The 15725-nt window shown below is 68.5% G+C and carries 14 protein-coding genes; 1 reads left to right on the forward strand and 13 read right to left on the reverse strand.

Going from position 1 to position 15725, the window contains the following annotated elements:
• Nucleotides 1–14: 14 nt before the first annotated feature.
• On the forward strand, nucleotides 15–623 hold the full coding sequence (locus L540_RS04000; protein WP_043212412.1) for a hypothetical protein: 609 nt from the start codon (nucleotides 15–17) through the stop codon (nucleotides 621–623).
• Between the two features lie 62 nt (nucleotides 624–685).
• Here the strand turns inward: L540_RS04000 and L540_RS04005 are convergent, their stop codons facing one another.
• From L540_RS04005 to L540_RS04065, 13 genes are all read right to left on the reverse strand, one after another.
• Entirely contained in the window at nucleotides 686–937 is a 252-nt protein-coding gene (locus tag L540_RS04005) for a sulfurtransferase TusA family protein (RefSeq protein WP_032955355.1), read from the reverse strand.
• Nucleotides 924–3545 carry an alanine--tRNA ligase gene (alaS, locus tag L540_RS04010; protein WP_043212409.1) on the reverse strand — a complete coding sequence of 874 codons (2622 nt, stop codon included), beginning with the start codon at nucleotides 3543–3545 and terminating at the stop codon, nucleotides 924–926. The genes L540_RS04005 and alaS overlap by 14 nt, the downstream gene beginning before the upstream one ends.
• Nucleotides 3546–3628: 83 nt before the next feature.
• Complete coding sequence (locus tag L540_RS04015; RefSeq protein WP_043212407.1) at nucleotides 3629–4654, reverse strand: PulJ/GspJ family protein; 1026 nt, start codon at nucleotides 4652–4654, stop codon at nucleotides 3629–3631.
• A complete protein-coding gene (locus L540_RS04020; RefSeq protein WP_043212404.1) occupies nucleotides 4651–5235 on the reverse strand; it encodes a type 4 pilus major pilin in 585 nt (194 codons plus the stop codon). The genes L540_RS04015 and L540_RS04020 overlap by 4 nt, the downstream gene beginning before the upstream one ends.
• A 23-nt stretch (nucleotides 5236–5258) precedes the next feature.
• Nucleotides 5259–6359, reverse strand: a complete 1101-nt coding sequence (locus L540_RS04025; protein WP_043212401.1) for a hypothetical protein — start codon at nucleotides 6357–6359, stop codon at nucleotides 5259–5261.
• Nucleotides 6352–7890 (reverse strand): GspE/PulE family protein, encoded by a 1539-nt coding sequence (locus tag L540_RS04030; RefSeq protein ID WP_043212399.1) that lies wholly within the window; start codon nucleotides 7888–7890, stop codon nucleotides 6352–6354. The genes L540_RS04025 and L540_RS04030 overlap by 8 nt, the downstream gene beginning before the upstream one ends.
• The gene (locus L540_RS04035) at nucleotides 7883–8329 is read right to left on the reverse strand and encodes a hypothetical protein (RefSeq protein ID WP_043212397.1); all 447 of its coding nucleotides are present in this window, start codon (nucleotides 8327–8329) and stop codon (nucleotides 7883–7885) included. The genes L540_RS04030 and L540_RS04035 overlap by 8 nt, the downstream gene beginning before the upstream one ends.
• Nucleotides 8307–9428 carry a type 4b pilus protein PilO2 gene (locus L540_RS04040; RefSeq protein WP_043212395.1) on the reverse strand — a complete coding sequence of 374 codons (1122 nt, stop codon included), beginning with the start codon at nucleotides 9426–9428 and terminating at the stop codon, nucleotides 8307–8309. Before L540_RS04040 ends, L540_RS04035 begins: the two co-directional genes overlap by 23 nt.
• A complete protein-coding gene (locus L540_RS04045; protein ID WP_043212393.1) occupies nucleotides 9421–10995 on the reverse strand; it encodes a lipoprotein in 1575 nt (524 codons plus the stop codon). The genes L540_RS04040 and L540_RS04045 overlap by 8 nt, the downstream gene beginning before the upstream one ends.
• Nucleotides 10992–11669, reverse strand: coding sequence for a TrbG/VirB9 family P-type conjugative transfer protein (locus L540_RS04050; protein ID WP_109842519.1), 678 nt, complete (start codon nucleotides 11667–11669; stop codon nucleotides 10992–10994). Before L540_RS04050 ends, L540_RS04045 begins: the two co-directional genes overlap by 4 nt.
• Before the next feature lie 195 nt (nucleotides 11670–11864).
• A complete protein-coding gene (locus tag L540_RS04055) occupies nucleotides 11865–13199 on the reverse strand; it encodes an extracellular solute-binding protein (RefSeq protein ID WP_043212392.1) in 1335 nt (444 codons plus the stop codon).
• Nucleotides 13200–13203: 4 nt separating this feature from the next.
• Nucleotides 13204–14460, reverse strand: a complete 1257-nt coding sequence (locus tag L540_RS04060; RefSeq protein ID WP_043212389.1) for a D-amino acid dehydrogenase — start codon at nucleotides 14458–14460, stop codon at nucleotides 13204–13206.
• A gap of 180 nt (nucleotides 14461–14640) precedes the next feature.
• Nucleotides 14641–15690 carry a CDP-6-deoxy-delta-3,4-glucoseen reductase gene (locus L540_RS04065; RefSeq protein ID WP_043212387.1) on the reverse strand — a complete coding sequence of 350 codons (1050 nt, stop codon included), beginning with the start codon at nucleotides 15688–15690 and terminating at the stop codon, nucleotides 14641–14643.
• Nucleotides 15691–15725 lie beyond the last annotated feature (35 nt).

The following is a 15725-nucleotide window of genomic DNA, read 5'->3' on the forward strand; positions in this document are numbered from 1 at the left end:
AGGAGATCTTGGTCATGAAAGTCCGCAAGTTGCTTGCCCTGGCACCCCGCGCACGCGCAGCCGCCCTACTGGCGGCGACGCTGGCGCTCTCCACCCCTTTTCTTGCGCCCGCCGCGCAGGCGCGCGTCGTCGACGCCGCCCTGGTCACGGCCACCGGCAAAGTCACGGCGGTGGATCCCTCCAACCGCACACTGACCGTCGTCGGCCCCAGCGGCGAAGCCGTCCCCCTGCAAGCCGGCCCGAAAGTCCGCAACTTCGATCGCATCAAGGTCGGCGACATCGTGCGGATCAGCTATTACGAGTCGCTGGACATCGCCACCCGGCCCAAGGGTAGCGGCATCCCCGAGGTCCGCACCGAAACCGCGCAGACCCGCGCCCAGCCTGGCCAGATGCCCCAGGGCGGCTCCGGCGTGCAGACCACGATCACCGCCGAGATCTGGCATATCAGCCGCAACAGCAATACCGTCATCCTGCAGGGACCCAGCGGCGGCCGGCAGACGGTGGTGGTGCGGGATCCGCAAGCCATCAAGAAGCTGGCCACACTGAAAGAAGGCGATCTGGTGGACTTCACCTTCACCCGGGCCATGGCGGGCGCCGTGATCGCGCCGGCCAAAAAACCCTGAGCGGCGGCCGCGCAGCAAAAAGGCAGCCCCGAGGGGCTGCCTTTTTGCGTGGGGCGGGCGGTTCAGCGCCGCCGCAGATAGTGCTCGATGCGATCGGCCTGGGCCACCTGCGCCAACAGGGCGTTGCCGCTTTGCTGGCAGAAGGCCTGGAAATCGCGCTCGGCCTTGGGATCGGTGGTGATGACCCGCAAGACCTGCCCGCTTGCCAGCTGCGCCAAGGCCTTCTTGGCGCGCAGGATGGGCAGCGGGCAGCTCAGCCCGCTGGCATCGACTTCCAGCTCGAAGGCCGGCAGGCCGGTATCAGAGCCGCTCATTGACCCAACCCTGGACGCTGGCGATGGCCGCCGGCAGGGCCGCGGCATCGGTGCCGCCGCCCATGGCCATGTCGGGACGGCCGCCGCCCTTGCCGCCGACCTGGCCGGCGACAAAGCCCACCAGATCCCCCGCCTTGACCTTGCCGGTCAGATCGGCGGTCACGCCGCCCACCAGGCTGATCTTGCCGTCGGCGCTGGCGGCCAGCAGCACGATGGCCGACTTGAGCTTGTCCTTCAGGTTGTCGACCATGCCGCGCAAGGCCTTGGGATCGACGCCGGCGATGGTCGCGGCCAGCACCTTGACGCCCTTGATCTCGACCGTGCCCTTGTCCGCCAGATCGTTGCCGGCGCTGGCGGCCAGTTTGGAGCGGGCCTGCTCCAGCTCTTTTTCAAGCGCCTTGACCTGGTCCTGGACCTGGGCGATGCGATCGGGCAGCTCGGCGGCGGGGGCGCGCAACACGCCGGCGGCACGCTGCAGCAGCGCGCTCTGGTCCTGGACCCAGACCAGGGCGTTGTCGCCGGTGATGGCCTCGACGCGGCGCACGCCGGCGGCGACACCGCTTTCGGAAACGATCTTGAACAAGCCGATGTCGCCAGTGCGGGCGACGTGGGTGCCGCCGCACAGCTCGCGCGAGAAACCGATGTCCAGCACGCGCACGGTATCGCCGTACTTCTCGCCGAACAAGGCCATGGCGCCGCCCTTGACCGCATCGTCGTAAGCCATGACGCGCGCCTGTGCCGGCTGGTTGGCCAGGACCTCGGCGTTGACGATGGCTTCCACGCGGGCGATCTGCTCGGCCGTCATGGGGGCATCGTGGGCGAAGTCGAAGCGGGTCTTGTCGGGATCGACCAGCGAGCCGCGCTGTTGGACGTGCGAACCCAGGACATCGCGCAAGGCCTTGTGCATCAAGTGCGTGGCCGAGTGGTTGCGCACCGTGCGCGCGCGGCGCACCGCGTCCACGCGGGCCAGCAGGCTGTCGCCGACCTTGAGCGTGCCCTCTTCCAGCACGCCATGGTGGCCGAAGACGCCCGCCTGGATCTTCAGCGTGTCGGCCACGGCGAAGCGCAGGCCATCGGCCTGCAGCAGGCCGGTGTCGCCCACCTGGCCGCCGGATTCGGCATAGAAAGGCGTGGCGTCAAGCACCACGACCGCCTGCTGCCCGGCCTTGACGGCATCGACCTGGGTGCCGTCCACGTAGAGCGCGGTCACCTTGACGTCGCTGAGTTCGAGCTGTTCATAGCCTTCGAAGCGGGTTTGCGCCCCCTCGTAGCTCAGGCCTTCGGCCATCTTGAACTTGCCGGCCGCGCGCGCCTGGTCGCGCTGGCGCTCCATGGCGGACTCGAAGCCCGGCATGTCGATCTCGACCTCGCGCTCGCGACAGATGTCGGCGGTCAGGTCGACCGGAAAGCCATAGGTGTCATACAGCGTGAAAAGCGTGTTGCCATCGAGCTGGCCGCCCTTGGGCACCTGGGCCAGCGCGACGTCCAGGATCTTCATGCCATGCTCGAGCGTCTCGCCGAAGCGTTCTTCTTCCTGCTTGAGGACCTGGGCCACGCGCTCGGCGGTCTTGGCGAGCTCGGGATAGGCCTCGCCCATCTCGGCCACCAGGTCGGGAACCAGGCGATAGAAGAAAGGCTTGGTCTGACCCAGCTTGTAGCCATGCCGCAGCGCGCGGCGCACGATGCGGCGCAGCACATAGCCGCGGCCTTCGTTGCTGGGGATGACGCCGTCGACGATCAGGAAGGCGCAGGCGCGGATATGGTCGGCGATGACCTTCAGCGAGTTGTCTTCGAGATTCTTGGTGCCGGTTTCACGGGCGGCGGCGGCGATCAGCTTCTGGAACAGGTCGATTTCATAGTTGGAGTGCACGCCCTGCAGCACGGCCGCGATGCGCTCCAGGCCCATGCCGGTATCCACGCAGGGCTTGGGCAGGCGCGTCATGTTGCCGGCCGCATCGCGCTCGAACTGCATGAACACGAGGTTCCAGATTTCGATATAGCGGTCGCCGTCTTCTTCGGGCGATCCCGGGGGGCCGCCCCAGATCTCCGGACCGTGGTCGTAGAAGATTTCCGTACACGGGCCGCAGGGGCCGGTATCGCCCATCTGCCAGAAGTTGTCCGAGGCGTAGCGGGCGCCCTTGTTGTCGCCGATGCGGATAATGCGCTCGGTCGGCACGCCGACTTCCTTGGCCCAGATATCGTAGGCCTCGTCATCCTCCTGGTAGACCGTCACCCAGAGTTTTTCGACCGGCAGCTTGTAGACCGTGGTGAGCAATTCCCAGGCGAAGCGGATGGCGTCCTGCTTGAAATAATCGCCAAAGCTGAAATTGCCCAGCATCTCGAAAAAGGTATGGTGCCGGGCGGTGTAGCCGACATTTTCCAGATCGTTATGCTTGCCCCCGGCGCGCACGCTGCGCTGCGACGAGGTGGCGCGTGAATAGGGACGCTTTTCCTTGCCGGTGAAGACGTCCTTGAACTGCACCATCCCGGAGTTGGTAAAGAGCAGCGTGGGGTCGTTACCCGGCACCAGCGAAGAGGACGGCACAATGGTGTGTCCCTTGGACTGGAAGAATTGCAGGAACTTCTGGCGAATCTCGGAGGATTTCATCGTGGATGAATCGGGATTTTGGCGAATCTTTGATTATAGAGGGTAGGCGGCCCCTTGCCAGGAAAGCCCTCCCGCGGGCCGGCTCAAGGCCCGCCCTCCGACGGGCGGACGCAGACAAAACCCGTGGTCCAACCCTCGGTCTGCGTCCATTTGCCGCCATACGACACCGGGACCGCCGCAAAACCCGGCGGGCAGGCGCAGGCGCCGGACATCGGGTTGACCATGGACTGGCCGGTGTGCAGCCCGCAGCCCGTGCGGTTGTTGTAGCCATAGGCGCCCCCGAAGCTGCCTTCCGCGGGCCGCCAGCGGCCGCGGTGGCATTGCAAGAGCTCGCCCTGGTCGCCTTGCGCCAGGGCGCCCGCCTCTTCGGGCGCGCAGGCGCGGCCCAGCACACGCCGGGCGCCGGCGCGCAAATACTCGCCCGCGCTCAGGCGCTGACCCGCCTGGATGGAGCCCGCCACGGTCAAGCCCGCCCTCAGCCGAGGGTCCCGGTCGTCGCCGACCCGCACATAGCGGGGATCCAGCCCGCCATGCGTCCCCGCCCATCCGACGGGGGTGCCCAAGGGCAAGGCCGTCATCCCGGGACGGGGAGGATTGGGATAGTGGAACTGCGCGCCCTGGAGCTGCGGCCTCGCATATCCGCCCGCCGCGCCCATGGGCTGCAGCAGCGGCGCAAGCCGCATGAGATCGGCCTGCCCGCCGCGCGTGCGCAGGGCCTGGTCGGCCATGACCAGGGCATCCACGCGGCATGGCTCGCCCGGGCAGCCGCCATCGGGCAGCACGGCCAGGCGCACGCCAAAGCCCAGGGGCGCTCGCGCCGGAAAGCCCTTGGGCAACAGCCCTTGCCGCACCAGCTCGGCCAGCGTCGGCGCGGCCGGATCGGCAAAAGCGCCGGTCCGCGCCTGGCCCGTCGCCCAGCCCCCGAGGTCGCGGGCCAGGGCTTGTTCCAAAGCCAGCCGTATCTGTTCCATCCACTGCCCGCTGGCGCGCGCGGCCAGCTCCTCGGTCTGGCGAGCCCATTGCCCCGCCGCCAGCACCGCCAGCAACAGGCCGATGCTCATCGCCACGACCAGTTCAAGCAGGGCGAACCCGCGTTGCCGGCGCCTCATGGGAAGGTGAAGACAAAGGTGTTGCGCGCGGCGCATTGCGCCGAGGCGCGCGGGCCGTCATAAGCCTGCACGGGGCTGGCATCGGCGTTCTTGACCAGCACCGCCGCGCCTTTGCCCTGCACGCTGACGCGCGACGCCAGGCCTTGCATGGCCGCCGCCAGGCCAGGGCAGGCGGCCGCGTGCACGCGATCCAGCGTCAGGGTGAAGGCCGAACCCGCCGCCTCGCCAGGCCGCGCGGCGCTGGCCAGGGCGATGCCGCCCTCGCCCAGGCCGTGGCGCACCGTCGCGGCCGCCCCTTGCCCGGAGACGGACAGCACGCCCGATTCGCGCATGGCCTCGGCAAGGAAAGCGGTGTTCATGCCCGCATAGGGCGCGGGGCCGCCCATCCCGGCGATACGCGCCCGCACCACGAAACGCTGCAATTCCTCGGCCAGCCGGGGCACCCGGCTTTCGACCACATAAGCCTCGATGGCCGGCACGCCGCTCACCGCCACGATGAGCAGAATGGCCGCCACGATCGAGATTTCTATCAGGGAAAAACCCTGCTGCCGCGCCCCGCGGGGCCGCAAAACATGGCGCATGAACCAACCTCCCAAAAAATGCGTCAATGCGCGGAATAAAAATGCGTCAGGCCACGCCTGAGCTCGTCGATGACGGCGTAATGCCAGAACACCAGCGCCAGCATGGCCGCCACCGTGGACAACAACAGCAACCAGCGCCAGAGCAAGGCCTGGGCGGCCAGGCGCGGCAGCCAGGCCTGCTCGACCCGCTCGCGTGCGCGCGACAGCCCGGCCTCTATCCCGTGAGCGGCCATCATGTCGCTCATGAACCACCAAAGCTCCCGGTCCAGCAGGCCGGTATCGAAAGTGGACGCCCCCACTTCGCCGCCATCGATGCGCGCGAGCATCTGCGCGATGTGCGCGGCCAGCCATGGCATGGCGTAATGCCGCAAGGCCATCAATGCCATCCGCAGGCGCGCGTCGATGCTGCCGCTGTCGCGGATGAGGACTTCAAGCAGGCTCAGAAAGCGGATGGCCTGGGCGTCACGGTAGAGGCGCCAAGGGCCGATGCCATCGCAGTAGCCGCGCCATGGCCCATGCCAATGCCCCAGGGACCAGACCCACAATGACAAGCCGCCGGCCGCCGCCAGGGCCGACAAGGGCCCCGCCCACGCCACATGCGCGGCAAAGCCGAACAGCGCGCGCGTTTGCGGACCATGGTGCTCGATGGGCAGGCCGCCAAACACCTGCGCCAGGCGCGGCACCGTGAACAAGGGCATGGCCCACAGGGTGCAGACCAGGACAGCCAGCGCCAAGGCCGCGGTCCGCAGGCTGGCGCCCAGCTGCCGCCTGGCGGCATCGGCAAGGCGGCAGGCCTGGGCCAGATCGTGCAGCCCCTGGGCCAGGGCCGCGCTGCCGGCCGCCTGCGCCGTGGCCAGCATGAGGCAATCCTGGGCGGGCGCCACGCCGGCCCACAGGGCGGCGAGATCGCCGCCATGGGTGCCGCTGGCCCTGGCCCAGCGCGCGGCCAGCCTGCCGCGCCAATGCGCCGTCCCATAGCGGGCGGCATCCCGGGCGAAGACCTCGCGCAAGGCGATGCGGCCGTCGCTGGCCCGCAGCAAAGCGCCCAGATAGGCGTAATAGTCGGCGCGCGCGCGCTGGAAGCGCCAGGCATCAAGACGCAGAAGCCACCAGGACTCACGCATGCGCGGTATCCAGCAGCTGGGCCAAGGCCTGCACGCCGCCCAGGTGCGCGGCCCAATGGCGAGGATCGAGTTCGCCGCGCAGCACCTTGCCCTTGAGCACCTCATGCCAGGGGGTCGGGCGGCCCTCCAACCCTGGCAGCACCTCGGCGGCCACGCTGCGGCCCAGATAACCCCGCAACAGCCTGGGCCCGCCGGAGCACCGCGCGCAGCCTGCCGCCCGGCGCAGGCGCAGCCGCTCCGCCGGCAAGGCCCGCAGCACGCGCGCCCAGGCGCCGGCCTGCGGGCCGCGCAACAGGGCTTCGGGGCCACGCGCGCAGTGCGGGCAGGGACGCGGCAAAAGCTCTTGATAGACCAGCAGCTTGAGAACGCCTTGCATGCGCAGAAAATCCGCCGGCACGCCGATGAAATCCGAAGCCAGCCGGGCGGCAATGCCGCGCGCCGACCCCGCATGCACCGTGGTGTAGACACTTACGCCCGAGCCAGCCAGGTCCATGAAGGCCCGCCCGGTTTCGCGGTCGCGCACCTCGCCCAGATAGACGTCGTTCATGGCGCTGCGCTTGATGGTCTTGAGCTTGGCGTCAAAGACGCCGTCATGGTCGGCGTCCAGGCCGCGGCCCACCGTGTTCTGCAGCGCTTCGCCGATGCGCAGCTCGACCGGATCCTCCAGCGTGATGATCTTGCGCGTGGCGGACAATCCCCGCAGCAAGGTCGCCAGCGTGGTGGATTTGCCGGACCCGACGCGGCCGGCCACGACGATGGCGCCGCCTTCGCGGGCGCCGGCCTGCCGCAGCAGGCGGACCTGCGAGGCATCAAAGCCCAGGTCGCGCAACTGGCCGCCCGCGAGGCTGTCGCGGCGCAGGATGCGCAGGCACACCGAAGGACCGTTGTCGGTCGCCAGCGACGCCCAGCGCAAGACCCAGTCCTGCTCATCGATGCGGCAGAGGAGACGGCCCTGCTGTTCGGCCAGCGGATCGAAGACGGCGCCATTGCCGCCGACGACATCCATCCAGACCACGGCCAGCATATCGATCATGGTGGCGCGGGCCAGCGGGCCGACATCGGGCAGGCGCACGTAGCGTCCATCTATGCTGTAGCGCACCTCGGCCCGATCGGGACCCTGCACGTTGAGGTGGATGTCGCTGGCCCCCGCCCTCAGGCCGGCGCGGACGATGTCCTCGAACAGCAGGGCCAGTGTCGACCTGCCGCCCTGCCCTGCCGCGGCGTGCGCGGGCGCCGCCCGGCCGCCGCCCCGGACTTCACGCAGCAGGCTGAGCAGCAAGGCCGCATCGACCTCATAGCAGGCGGGCCGGGCAATGGGATAGCCTTTTTCCGTCAGTTGCCGCAGAAGCTCGGCCACCCAGGCGCCACGGGCATAACGGGCCTGGGCCAGCACGGCGGCCTGGCCGCTGTCCAGCAGGACGGGACAGATATGGCCTGTCAGCCCGCCAAGCTCGAACTCTTCGTGCAAGACGCGCGACAAGGCGGGCTGGAGGTCGTCCAATGCGCGCAGCGGCGCTACCGTGTCATTCATCGGACTCATCCGCGGGCAGGATGCAAACCTCGGCCGAAGCGCCGCCTGCGCGCCGCAACCGCGCGCAGGGTGGCCGGATCTCAAGCAAGGCCAGTGTGACATCGGCGTCCGCCCCGCGCAGCCGCGCGACGCCGCGCTGGGCATGCAAGGCCACCCCGCCCGCCAGGAATTCGGCGCGTAGCCGCGCTCCCACGCCGTAGATGGCGCGCAACTCGAGGGGCGGGGACGCGGCAGGCCCGGCCGGGACGGCCGCGGCCGGCTCGGGCTGGACGGCGGGCTCGGCGGCCATCTCGTGCTGCAGCCATTGGCGCACGCTTTGCCCTAGGGCGCCCTCGTCCGCGCCATGCGCCATCGGCATGCATAGCAAGCCGAGCGCCGCGCAGCCTGTCCGCCGCCAGCGCAAGCGAAGCGCGCGTTCAGGGGCTGGAAGTATCGGCATGAATGTCTCCTTCGAGAAACAGCATGAGCGGGCTGTGCCGGGCATCGGAGCCCTGGGCCGGATCGACCTGCAAGCGCAGATGGCGCCAGCGCGCGGGCAGGATGTCCCAGGCCGGCAGCGCATAGGAGCGCAGGGGGCCGTTGAGCCGCAATGACCGCAGCCGGCCTTCGGCCGTGGCCGACCACGGCCCCATCCAGACTTCGGTGAATGCCGCGCGCCAGGGTTGCAGGGCGCGCATCCAGCGGCTATCCGCCGGCCGCGGATCGGCCTGGCAGATGCCGGCGGCCCGCCATCGCAGGACCGCCTCGTCCAGCCCGGGGAACTCAAGCTCCCAGCGAGAGGCAAGCTGGCCTTGGAAGTCCGCGCTCAGCGCCTGCAAGGACTCGGGCTGATAGCGCGCCCGGCACTGCCAATCGTCTTGCCGGGGCAGGCATTGCGCCTCGGCCAGGCGCCAGCCGGCAAGACGCATCGGCAATCGGTGCACGCTGTCCAGGACTTGACCCAGGCATAACGGGGATGGCGGCGCGAGCGCCGGCGCAAGCGCCTCGCTGTCCCGCGCCGGGGCCGCGCGCCCCCATCCGGCCCACAGGGCCACGCCGGCCAGCGGCAAAAGCAGCATGGCCAGCATGAAGGCCGGCCTGGGAGGCAGCGGGCGCAAACGCGCGGCCTGCAGCGGCGCGCCGTCCAGCGCCTGCCGCGCCCTGTCCGGGCGCCGGGATGGCTCCATGCCCAGGCGCTGCAGCGCGGCCAGCGCCTGGTCCTCCTGGGTGAATACCTGGTCGCCGCCGGCCAGCACGGCGCCATCCTGCACGGCGACCAGCCAATGGCGATCGTCCAGGGACACGACGGCGGCAAAGGCGTCGGGCGCGCAATGCGCGGCGACCTGCTGGGCGGCGGAATAGCAGACCCCGCGGCCGCGGATCCGGGCGCAGCCCGCCGCCATCGCGCGCTCGCCGCCGAGCAGGTAATGGCTGGCCCGCATCTGCCGGGCGCGCAGGCGGGCCACCGCCTGCGCATGGCTGCCGACCACGGCGGACCAGGACATGCCATGCACCCATTGCCCCTTGGGTTGTGCCGGGCGCAGCCAGAGCTCAGCCATCGGCTTCCTCCAGCTGGGCGCTGAGGACAATGACCGTCAGCAGCCGCTCCTGCCGCGCCTGGTCGCGCCCGCCGGCCAGCAGGGGCGCATCCGGCGTCAGGCGCTGGCGGTCGTAGCTGTCCGTGCTGCGGTCAAAACCGGACAGCACCACCGGATGCCCGGGACGCACGCGCACTTGCTGGACGCTGCCATTGCCGTCCAGATTGAGCTGCTGCACCTGGAGCGGCCTGTCGTCGTCGCCAAAGGCCAGCGCCTTGAGCGGCTGGGCGACCGTGTTGTCATAACCGATGGACAGCAAAATGCTGCCGTCGTCCTGCGCGTCCGGCAGCAGGGTCAGGAAGGTGCCCACCGTGACGCGCTTCTGGTTGACGGAGACCGTGGGCAGCTCGCTTGTGCCCTGGCGGGCCTGCAGCCCCTGGATCTGGTCGACATAGGAGAACGTGCTGTGCACGGCATAAGTGACCGGCCGGCGATTGAGCGTCAGTAAGGGAATGGAACGATGGTGGCGGACCGCGCCGTAGCGGGCCAGCGCGCCCAGGATGGCCTTGGAGCCGCTCCAGGGCCCTTGCGGCAAGCCGGCGCTCAGGCCTGGGGAAGCCGCCCGCAAAGCCGTCGGCAACATGCCCTCGACGGCGGCGCGCGCGCTGGCATGCAGGACCCGCCAATCGATCTCGCCCTCGGCGCTGTTGTGCATGACCAGGGTGATCTCCTCGAACAGCAGCCTCACCCGCCGCCCGGCCCGGGCGTTTTCCTGCGCGATGAAGGTCTCGACGCGAGAGAGCGCGGCGGGCGTATCGGTCACGACCAGCGTGGCGCCTTCGTCGGCCAGCGCCGCCACGCCGGAACGCGAAAGAAAGGGCTCGATCTGCGTGCGCAGCATCTGCGAGGGGGAAGGCAGATCCATCGCCATGCTGGCCTGGATGGCGTGGTCGAACCCCTCGGCGTCGGCCGCGTGACGCCCGAGCCTGGCCTGCGATTGGATGGCCAGCGGCAGCAGGCGCAGGTCAAAGACCCGCGTCTGGCTGCGATAGAACTCGATGGCGCCGTCGTGATAGCGCCACCACACCAACAGACGCGCGGCCAGGGCATCGAGGATATCCGCCAGGGGCCGCGGGCCCTCCTGCAGCGCCACCAGCGGCTGGGCCGGCACGGCCAGCGCGGTGTTCTCGGCCAGGCGCGGCAGGAAGAGCTCGGCGGGCAGCAAGGCCTCGGGCAGCACGCGCACGGCGATGCCGGTGGCGCGCTGCAGGCGTTCGGCGATCAGGGGCAGCCCGGCGCGGCCGGCGAAGATCAGCGTGGTGTCAACCCGGGCGCGCAGCGGCGCGGGCAAGGCCACTTCGCGCGCCAAGGCCTGGGCCGGCCCCGCCAGCCAGGGTTTGCCGACCTCTTGGGCGGCCTCGCGGGCGCTGCGCGCCGCCTCGGCATCCAGCGCCCTCGCCTGTTCGTCATGCAGGGCCTGGACTTTGTCGCGCGATCGGCCAAGCGCATCGCGCAGGCTTTGCCATTGCGCCTGCAAGGCGCATCCGCCCAGGGGCAGGCATACGAGGAGCAGCCACAACCGCCTCATGTGGCGGCTCCGCGGCTGCGGTCGCAGCTTTGCGCCAAGGGGACGACGCGCAATACCTGGTTGGCATAGAAGCAGGGCTGCAGCGGCCGGTCGGCCAGTTCGGTGGCGCGCAGCAGCTCACGCACGGCCGTCTTGAACTCCCCCTCGAAGCGGGCCTGGCCCTGCAGCGGGATATCGGCGTTAAGCGCCCAGTGCTCGGCCGAGAAGGTCCAGCCGGCCTGCGCGGCCCAGCGCCCCAACACCGCGCGCAAGGTGGTGTCGGGCGGCCCGGCGACGAACACGGGTGCGGACGGCTCCGGCGCCGACGGCGGCGGCAGTCGCAGGACCTCGGGCTCCGGCGCCAGGGCTTGGGGCCCGCCTGCCCGGCGCGCGTAAGCCACCTGGCGGCCGCCGCGCAGCACCAGGGCCTGCCAATGGCCGGACAGGACGATATAGGGCTCGCGGCGCTGATAGGCCAAGGGCTGTTCACCCGCCGGCGTCTGGCCAAAAATGGCGGGAAGCTCTTGCCCGGGAGCGAACTGCAGCCAGATTTCCTGGCCGCCGGCAAAGACCTGCAGCGGCGCGACCTCGGGATCGCCGCTGAGCTGCCAATTGAAATCAAAATGGTCCGGCGCGACACGCCAGTGCGCGGACGATGACGCCTGGCAGCCGCAAAGCAGCAGCGCGGCGAACATGGAGAAAAAACTTCGCATCCTGTGGGCCCTGTTTGGCAAGACAGGGCCATGATGGGCAAACGCGGGCGGGATCGGTAGACCGGCATCTACGCTGGGATCGGATCGCGACAAGCGCCGCCCTGCCGCGCCGGCGTCTGCCCGACAAGCAAAAAAAAGCCGCCCCGAAGGGCGGCTTGGTCTGCCGGGAGGCTGCGATCAGCGCTGCGCGGCCAGCGTGCGAGCCTGGCCGATGGCGTTGTTCAGCGCGGCCACGGGCGGCGTCTTGCCGTCGAAGGCATCGGTCAGCTGGGCATTCAGCGCATTTTCGATGCGTTCGTAGTTGGCGATGCGGAAACCGCGCGCATTGGCCGGCACCTGCTGCGCGCGCAGCGAGGCCACGACTTGCTGCGCGCCCGGGATCTTGTCATAGAACGACACGTCCGAGGCGCGGAAGGCGGCTTCGGTCAGCGGCAGATAGCCCGTGCGCTGGTGCCATTCGGCGGCCACCACCGGCTTGGACAGCCAGGCCAGGAACTGCGCCGTGGCCTTTTCCTGGGCGGCCGGATTGCCTTCCAGCGCCCACAGCGCCGAGCCGGTCACAAAGGGGCGGCCGGGCGTCTGCGTGACCTGGTCGTAATACGGCAGCGGCGCCACGCCGAAGGACAGGCCGCGGGTGTTGTTGAAGGTGCCGAAGGCCGACGACGCCGCGGTCAGCACGCCGCATTCGCCCTTGGCGAAGAGCGCATCCGATTTGTTGTCGTTCGAGTAGGCGGTAAACAGCAGGGAACGCTTCCAGCTGACCATGAGCGACACATGGCGCATGTAGAGCGTGTCGAACTGCATGGTCGGCGCCTGCTTGGCCGCGGCCAGGCCGTTGCTGTTGCTGGCGTAGAGCTGGTTGTTCACCGGCGCGAGGCTTTCCAGGTGAACCGCCACCTGGTTGCTCGAAGCGTAGGGGCAATCGATGTCGGCCACGTCGCGCAGCTTGAGCAGTTCGGCCTGCAGGGCCGTCCAGGTGCGCGCCGGCTGGTTGGGATTCAGGCCCGCTTTCTTGTAGAGGGTGGTGTTGTAGAACATCACCGGCACTTCGGCCATCCAGGGGAAGGCCAGGAGGCGGCCCTTGCCATCGCGCGTGAAGCTGGCGGTGTCCGGCAGGAACCAGTTCAGGTCCTTGATCGGGTACTTGGCCAGCAGCTGGTACATCGGCAGGATGGCCTTGTGTTCGGCCACGACCTCGGGGGAATGGTTGTCCGCCAGCTGGATCAGGTTGGGGCCCTTCTTGGCCTTGACCGCGGCCGTGGCCTCCTGCTGCAGGGCGGCCTGCGTGGGGAAGTCGCGCAGTTTGACTTCCACGGCGTCCTGTTCTTTGTTGTATTGCTTGGCCAGCTTCTCGAACTCGGCCTTGTTGGGGCCGGAGAGCGTGTGCCAGACCTGGATCTGGACGGTGTCGGCATGCGCCACGCCCATGGCCGCCATGGCCAGGCCAAACACCCAGGCGCGCCGGCTGGCGGCCATGGCACGGGTAATACCCGTCAATTGCAGTTTCTTCATAGGTTCATAGACCAAGAAAAGGAAATTCCGGCTCCGGCCGGCGTCCACTCAGTAGATCCGCCAGGGCTCGGCCCGAACCCACCCCCATCGTCCATCCCAGCGTGCCATGTCCGGTATTCAAATACAGGTTGGCAATGCGGGTACGGCCGATGAGCGGCACATTCGAAGGGGTCGAGGGACGCAGCCCGGACCAATAACTGACACCCTCGAAATCGAGCGCATCAGGGAACAAGTCGCGCGCCAGGGAAGTCAGCGCCGCGCAGCGGCCGGTATTGAGCTCGCGGGAATAGCCCGAGAGCTCCGCCGTGCCGGCCATGCGCAGGCGGTTGCCCAGGCGCGAGAACACCACCTTGTGACTGCTGTCGGTCAGACTGACCGAGGGGGCAGCCTCGGGTTTCAGTATAGGATAAGTCGCGGAATATCCCTTTGCGGGATACACATTGCAAGGAACGCCCAGGGGACGGACCAGTTGCGGACTGTAACTTCCCATGGCCACCACATAGGCGTCCGCGTCCACCCGGCCATAGCGGCCGTCCGGCTGGATGATTTCAACGCCCAGCACCTGCCCGCCTTCGCTCAACAGGCGCGTCACGCTCGTGCTGAAACGGAACTCGACACCAGCGGCCTCGCAGCGCTGCGCCAGCGCCACCGTGAACAGATGCACATCGCCGCTTTCGTCTTCGGGCGTGTAGTCGCCGCCAACGATGTTGGCGCGCTGCGGCGCCAGCGCCGGCTCGATGGCGATGACCTCGTCGGCATTGACCACGCGGCGCTCGACCCCGAAGTCGCGCATCAGGCCGGCGGCGCGCTGGGAATTCTCGAACTCCTGCGGGTCGCGATAGAAATTGAGGATGCCGCGCTCGAGATGGTCATACTGGATGCCCAGTTCGGCGCGCATGCTCTGCAGGGTGGAACGGCTGTATTCGGCCATGCGGACCATGGCGCGGATATTGGGAGCCAGGCGGGAAGGCAGGCATTCGCGCAAAAAGGCCAGGCCCCACATCCATTGCCGCCAATCCAGCTGCGGGCGGAACAGCAGCGGCGCATCGTCCTGGAACATCCATTTCAGCAGCTTGAGCGGCGCCTGGGGGTTGGCCCAGGGTTCGGCATAGGAAACCGAGATCTGCGACCCATTGGCCAGGCTGGTTTCCTGGGCAGGCCCGGTGGAGCGGTCTATGACCACGACGTCATGGCCAGCCTGCCTGAGCCACCAGGCGCTTGAGATTCCGATGATGCCGCTGCCCAATACCGCTACTTTCATGCGCAAATCACTCCTGTGCGTCCCACGTCGACATGGGATTCTGCCGGATAGGATCCAGCCGAAATACTGGTCGGGCAGTTTACTCTTGCCGGCCCTGCCCGCCTATTTTCAAAAAAAAGGGGTTGCATCCCGGCCGGTTTCGGCGCGGAAGGCTCCCCCTTTCAGACCCTATATTAACGCTCAGGCTTGAGCGGCCTTGGCGAGGTCGGCCTCCGAAGTGAAGGCATCGGCGTAGAACTCCTCGGCCGGCAGGCCGCATTGCTGGCTGAACTCGCGCCGCGCGGCATCGACCATGGGCGGCGCGCCACAGGCATAGACCTGGTAGCCCGACATATCGGGCAGGTCCTGCATGACGGCCTCGTGGACAAAACCCGTGCGGCCCGTCCAGCCGTCTTCTTCCAGGGCATCGGAAACCACCGGGATGAAACGGAAGTCGGGCAAGGTGTCGGCCCAGGATTGCGCCAGCTCGCTCATATAGAGGTCGCGCGGCCGGCGCCCGCCCCAATACAGAGACACCGGGCGGCGTATCTCCTTGTGCGCCATATGCTCGACGATGGCCTTGACCGGGGCAAAACCGGTGCCGCTGGCCAGCAGGATAATCGGTTTGCCGGAATCTTCGCGCAGGAAGAAGGAACCGAAAGGCCCCTCCAGGCGAAGAATTTCGCGTTCTTTCATTTGCGTGGCGCCGGCGCCGAAAACGTGGTCCGTGAACACGCCGCCGGGCATGTGGCGGATGTGCAGCTCCAACGGGCTGCCCTTGTGGGGCGCGCCCGCCATCGAGTAGCTGCGCCGCTTGCCGTCCTTCAGGATGAGTTCGATATATTGGCCGGCGTAATAGCGGAACTGCTCCGAGGCGGGCAGTTGCAGCTTGATTTCCATTACGTCCGGCGCCAGCGGCGTGAGCGTCTGCACGCGCGAGGGCATCTTGCGGATCTGGATGTCGCTGGCCAGGCGCACCTCGGTCGACTCGATCACCAGATCGCTTTGCGGCCGGGCCTGGCAGAACAGCGTATAACCCTCGGCCAATTGTTCGGGCGAAAGGATTTGCGCGGGCGTATTGCCCGCGTCGACCTCGCCGGCCACCACCTTGCCCTTGCAGGTCGAGCATGCGCCGGTACGGCAGCTATAGGGCAGCACAATGCCGGCGGCCAGTGCCGCGTCGAGCACCGTCTGGCCGGGCTCCACCTGGAATTGATGCTGGCTGGGTTGGATGGTGACCTGAAAGCTCATAGGGAATGCGAATCGAGTGTGGGTAAAACGGGCGC

The organism is Bordetella pseudohinzii, from assembly GCF_000657795.2.
GTDB classification, from domain to species: Bacteria; Pseudomonadota; Gammaproteobacteria; order Burkholderiales; family Burkholderiaceae_B; genus Bordetella; species Bordetella pseudohinzii.

What these genes read in the sequence shown, in the direction of transcription:
- L540_RS04015 (WP_043212407.1), bottom strand. Translation starts at nt 4,654, where the DNA reads ATGAGGCGCCGGCAACGCGGGTTCGCCCTGCTTGAACTGGTCGTGGCG.
- L540_RS04020 (WP_043212404.1), bottom strand. Translation starts at nt 5,235, where the DNA reads ATGCGCCATGTTTTGCGGCCCCGCGGGGCGCGGCAGCAGGGTTTTTCC.
- L540_RS04065 (WP_043212387.1), bottom strand. Translation starts at nt 15,690, where the DNA reads ATGAGCTTTCAGGTCACCATCCAACCCAGCCAGCATCAATTCCAGGTG.
- L540_RS04045 (WP_043212393.1), bottom strand. Translation starts at nt 10,995, where the DNA reads ATGAGGCGGTTGTGGCTGCTCCTCGTATGCCTGCCCCTGGGCGGATGC.
- L540_RS04050 (WP_109842519.1), bottom strand. Translation starts at nt 11,669, where the DNA reads ATGTTCGCCGCGCTGCTGCTTTGCGGCTGCCAGGCGTCATCGTCCGCG.
- L540_RS04000 (WP_043212412.1), top strand. Translation starts at nt 15, where the DNA reads ATGAAAGTCCGCAAGTTGCTTGCCCTGGCACCCCGCGCACGCGCAGCC.
- L540_RS04060 (WP_043212389.1), bottom strand. Translation starts at nt 14,460, where the DNA reads ATGAAAGTAGCGGTATTGGGCAGCGGCATCATCGGAATCTCAAGCGCC.
- L540_RS04040 (WP_043212395.1), bottom strand. Translation starts at nt 9,428, where the DNA reads ATGGCTGAGCTCTGGCTGCGCCCGGCACAACCCAAGGGGCAATGGGTG.
- L540_RS04030 (WP_043212399.1), bottom strand. Translation starts at nt 7,890, where the DNA reads ATGAATGACACGGTAGCGCCGCTGCGCGCATTGGACGACCTCCAGCCC.
- L540_RS04035 (WP_043212397.1), bottom strand. Translation starts at nt 8,329, where the DNA reads ATGCCGATACTTCCAGCCCCTGAACGCGCGCTTCGCTTGCGCTGGCGG.
- L540_RS04005 (WP_032955355.1), bottom strand. Translation starts at nt 937, where the DNA reads ATGAGCGGCTCTGATACCGGCCTGCCGGCCTTCGAGCTGGAAGTCGAT.
- L540_RS04025 (WP_043212401.1), bottom strand. Translation starts at nt 6,359, where the DNA reads ATGCGTGAGTCCTGGTGGCTTCTGCGTCTTGATGCCTGGCGCTTCCAG.
- alaS (WP_043212409.1), bottom strand. Translation starts at nt 3,545, where the DNA reads ATGAAATCCTCCGAGATTCGCCAGAAGTTCCTGCAATTCTTCCAGTCC.
- L540_RS04055 (WP_043212392.1), bottom strand. Translation starts at nt 13,199, where the DNA reads ATGAAGAAACTGCAATTGACGGGTATTACCCGTGCCATGGCCGCCAGC.